Origin of the sequence: Pseudoroseomonas cervicalis ATCC 49957 (genome assembly GCF_000164635.1) — a bacterium.
Lineage (GTDB): Bacteria > Pseudomonadota > Alphaproteobacteria > Acetobacterales > Acetobacteraceae > Pseudoroseomonas > Pseudoroseomonas cervicalis.
In genome coordinates this window covers 835,860-839,588 of the sequence record NZ_GG770777.1, presented here as the reverse complement: position 1 = coordinate 839,588, position 3,729 = coordinate 835,860, and the positions used below count along the sequence as shown (strand labels likewise).

General features: G+C 73.5%; 4 protein-coding genes. 2 read left to right on the top strand and 2 right to left on the bottom strand.

Annotated features, from left to right (window positions below):
- Positions 1 to 238: hypothetical protein (locus HMPREF0731_RS24935; protein ID WP_007002671.1), on the bottom strand; the 238-nt coding region annotated here is incomplete at its 3' end.
- 246 nt (positions 239 to 484) lie between these two features.
- On the opposite strand from HMPREF0731_RS24935, the gene egtB reads away from it, so the two are divergent.
- Together egtB and egtD are read left to right on the top strand one after the other, a co-directional pair.
- The gene (gene egtB / locus HMPREF0731_RS24930; RefSeq protein ID WP_169312250.1) at positions 485 to 1,711 is read left to right on the top strand and encodes an ergothioneine biosynthesis protein EgtB; all 1,227 of its coding nucleotides are present in this window, start codon (positions 485 to 487) and stop codon (positions 1,709 to 1,711) included.
- A 4-nt stretch (positions 1,712 to 1,715) separates the two neighbouring features.
- Entirely contained in the window at positions 1,716 to 2,666 is a 951-nt protein-coding gene (egtD, locus tag HMPREF0731_RS24925) for an L-histidine N(alpha)-methyltransferase (protein WP_007002669.1), read from the top strand.
- 56 nt (positions 2,667 to 2,722) lie between these two features.
- Here the strand turns inward: egtD and HMPREF0731_RS03630 are convergent, their stop codons facing one another.
- A complete protein-coding gene (locus tag HMPREF0731_RS03630) occupies positions 2,723 to 3,364 on the bottom strand; it encodes a PA2169 family four-helix-bundle protein (RefSeq protein ID WP_040611895.1) in 642 nt (213 codons plus the stop codon).
- Between the last annotated feature and the right edge of the window lie 365 nt (positions 3,365 to 3,729).

Genomic DNA, 3,729 nt, shown 5'->3' with positions numbered 1-3,729 from the left:
CCTCGGCCAGCTGGGCCAGGGCGGGCAGCGCCTCGCCGCCGCCCAGCCCCTCCTGCAGCCGTGACGGGTCGCGCAGCAGCCCCGCCTCGCCGGGCGCCGCGTCGAAGGGCGAGGCCAGGCACACGGCGTCGAAGCCAAGCTCCGCGATGTGCCCAAGCTCGGCCGCCGCTGTCTCCAGCGAGCCGAGGGCGTGGGGGTTCAGGTGATAGAGGGCTTGCGGCAGTGCGGCATCGGGCAACGGGACGCGTCCTTTCGCCAGGGGGCTATTAGGGCGGGAAGCCTCTGGGTCTGGCGGGCCAACGTCGCCGCATGGCCAGGGTTGCGTTGCGCCGCGTGGCATTTCCGCGACAGGCGCAACCCGCTGGGCGCCCTGGCGTTCGCATCCCCGAGTAGGGATGAGGAAGCGCGCCATGGAACCTGCCACCCCGCATCGGGGCGTGCCCCGCCCATGCTGACGCGGCGGCCCGACATCCCGGATCTCGACATGCCGGACCCGCCTGCCAACCCTGGCCCCGGTCACGACATCGCCACCGGCGACCGCGCCAGCCTGGCCGCGCGCTGGCGCCGCGTGCGCGCCCACACCGAGGCGCTGGCGGCCGATCTCAGCGACGAGGACCAGGGCATCCAGTCCATGCCGGATGCCAGCCCGGTGAAGTGGCACCGCGCCCACACCAGCTGGTTCTTCGAGCAGTTCCTGCTGACGCCCTTCCTGCCAGGCTACGAGCCCTGCGACCGGCGCTTCGCCTTCCTGTTCAACTCCTATTACGAGCAGGCCGGGCCACGGCACGCGCGGCCGCGGCGCGGCCTGCTGACCCGCCCCAGCACCGCGGAGGTCGGCGCCTATCGCCGCCATGTCGACGCCGCGATGGAGCGGCTGCTGGCCAGCGACCTCGCCCCCGCCACGCTGGAGCTGGTCGAGCTCGGCCTGCAGCACGAGCAGCAGCACCAGGAACTGCTGGTGACCGACCTGCTGCACGGTTTTTCCCTCAATCCGCTGCGCCCGGCCATGCTGCCGGGCTGGCAGGAGCCGGCCGGCCCCTCGCGCGAGGCGGCGGCGATGCGCCCCGTGGAGGGCGGGGTGGTGCGCATCGGCGCGCTGCACAGCGGCTTCGCCTTCGACAATGAGCGGCCCTGCCACGAGGTGCTGCTGCAGCCCTTCCGCATCGCCTCGCATCTGGTGAGCAACGCGGAGTGGTGCGGCTTCATCGCCGATGGCGGCTATCGCCAGCCCTTGTTGTGGATGTCGGAGGGGTTTTCGGCGGCCCAGGCCGAGGGCTGGGACGCGCCGCTGCACTGGGAGAAGCGCGACGGCCACTGGATGCAGATGACGCCGGGCGGGATGCGCCCGCTCGATCCCGCCGCCCCCGTGCGCCACATCTCCTGGTACGAGGCCGATGCCTTCGCCCGCTGGGCCGGCAAGCGCCTGCCGACCGAGGCAGAATGGGAGGCGGCGGCGCGGCGCGGCCAGCTCGAGGATGCGGCGCGCTTCGTCTGGGAATGGACCGGCAGCGCCTACCGCCCCTATCCGGGCTTCCGCACCGCCGAGGGCGCGGTCGGCGAATACAACGGCAAGTTCATGATCAACACCATGGTGCTGCGCGGCGGCTCGCTCGCCACGCCGCCGGATCATGCGCGGCTGACCTACCGCAATTTCTTCCATCCCGACCGGCGCTGGCAGTTCACCGGCCTGCGCCTCGCCGAGGAGGCGTGAGAGCATGCACCCGATCCCGACGCTCGCCCACCGCGCCAGCGGCTTCGACCCGCTGCTGGCGGAGACCGCGCTGCGCGGCCTGACGGCGCCGCGCAAGACGCTGCCGCCGCACCTGCTCTACGACCCGGAAGGCTGCCGGCTGTTCGAGGCCATCACCACCCTGCCGGAATACTATGTCACCCGCACCGAGCTGGCGCTGCTGCGCCAGATCGGCCCGGATCTCGCGCGCCGCATCGGTCCCGACGCGGCCGTGGTCGAGTATGGCGCGGGCTCGGCCACCAAGGCGGCGCTGCTGCTGGCGGCGCTCGAGCGGCCGGCGGCCTATGCGCCGCTCGACATCGCCCCCGGCGCGGTGGCGGCGACGGCGGAGGCGGTGCGCCAGCGCTTTCCGCAGATCGCCGTGCAACCGATCACCGGCAACTTCATGGAGGCGCTGGCGCTGCCCGAACTGCCGGGCCGGCTGCTCGGCTTCTTCCCCGGCTCGACCATCGGCAATCTGGACGAGGCGGCGGCGATCGACTTCCTGCGCGCGGCGCGGCAGACCCTGGGCGAGGGCGCGCGCTTCCTGGTGGGTGTCGACCTGCCGAAGGACCCTTCGGTGCTGGTGCCGGCCTATGACGACCCGGCCGGCGTCACCGCCGCCTTCAACCTGAACCTGCTGCACCGGCTGAACCGCGAGGCGGCGGCCGAGTTCGACCCCGCCGGCTTCGCCCACAAGGCGGTGTGGAACGCGGCGCAGAGCCGCATCGAGATGCATCTGGAAAGCCGCCGGGCGCAGCGCGCGACGGTCGCCGGCGTCGAGCTGCGCTTCGCGGCGGGCGAGACCATCCACACCGAGAGCAGCTACAAGCACGCGCCGGAACGCTTCCTGGCGCTGGCCGAGGCCGCCGGCTGGCGGGGCGAGGCGCTGTGGACCGATGCGCAGCGGATGTTCTCGCTGCACCTGCTGGGCTGAAGGCGAAGGCCCGGGGCGATCGCTCGCCCTGGGCTTTTCTGCGGCCGCTGCCCGCCTCAGCGGTAGCGGTGGCCGCGCAGCAGCCGCGCCGTCAGCACCGAGACGGCGGTGACGGCGATGGCCGAGAGGATCGGATTGGAAACCACCGGCTGGGTCAGCCGGTTGAAGCGCGCCACCAGCCCCTGGCCCTGCGCCGGGGCCAGGGGCTGGTCGCCGCCATCCTCGTCCAGCATGGCGGCGTAGCGGTCGCGCGTGGCGCGCACCTGGCGGTGCTGGCGGTGCAGCAGGGCGCGCGCCTCGGCCGGCAGGTCGGGGCTGTCCAGCGCCTCGTCATAGGCGTCCTCCAGCGCCGCCTCGCCGCGCACCACCTCGCGCAGCACGCGGGCGCGGCCCTGGCCGAACAGGCTGCCCTTCAGGTCGAGATAGGCCCGGTGCGCGGCGCCCAGCGTGCTGCCGCCCTTGCGCGGCGCCTCATTGTGTTGGCGCAGCAGCGTGTCGACCTCCTGCGCCATGCGCTCGCGCTTCTCCGCCAGCTCGGCGAACTCGATGCGCAGGAAACGGTCCGAGGTCAGGCGCCGCCCCTGGTCGTAGCCCCGGTGGCTGTCATGCAGATAGGCGCTGAGGGTGCGCAGCGCGCCGGGCTCGATGCCATCCGCCGCGGCGACCAGCCGCTCCTCCCTGCCCGTGATGATGCTCATTCTGCCTCCTTTCCGGCCATGCCTGATGGCCGCATGCGGGAAGAACGCCCGGGCCGCCGCTTCGTTGAGGCTTCGGGCACGCCCATCGCGCCGCGCGGCGCGCCGTGCGGGCACGAGGGCGCGAGCCGGCGCCACCGGGCGCCGGGCGGATTCAAGCTGCGGAAGGGGAAAGGGTGAGGCGGGCCGGAAGCCTCCGGCGTCCCGCCCCCGTGGGGGCAGGCGGCCCGCACGCCGGACGCGGGGGGGCTGGGTGCCCCAGTTCAGCGCTTGACGGGTGGCGGCTCGACCGGCTCGGCCGTGCCGTATTGGGTGCCGGGGAATTCCTTGTGCGCGGTCGGCGGCACCGGGCGCGGCTGCGGGTCCTC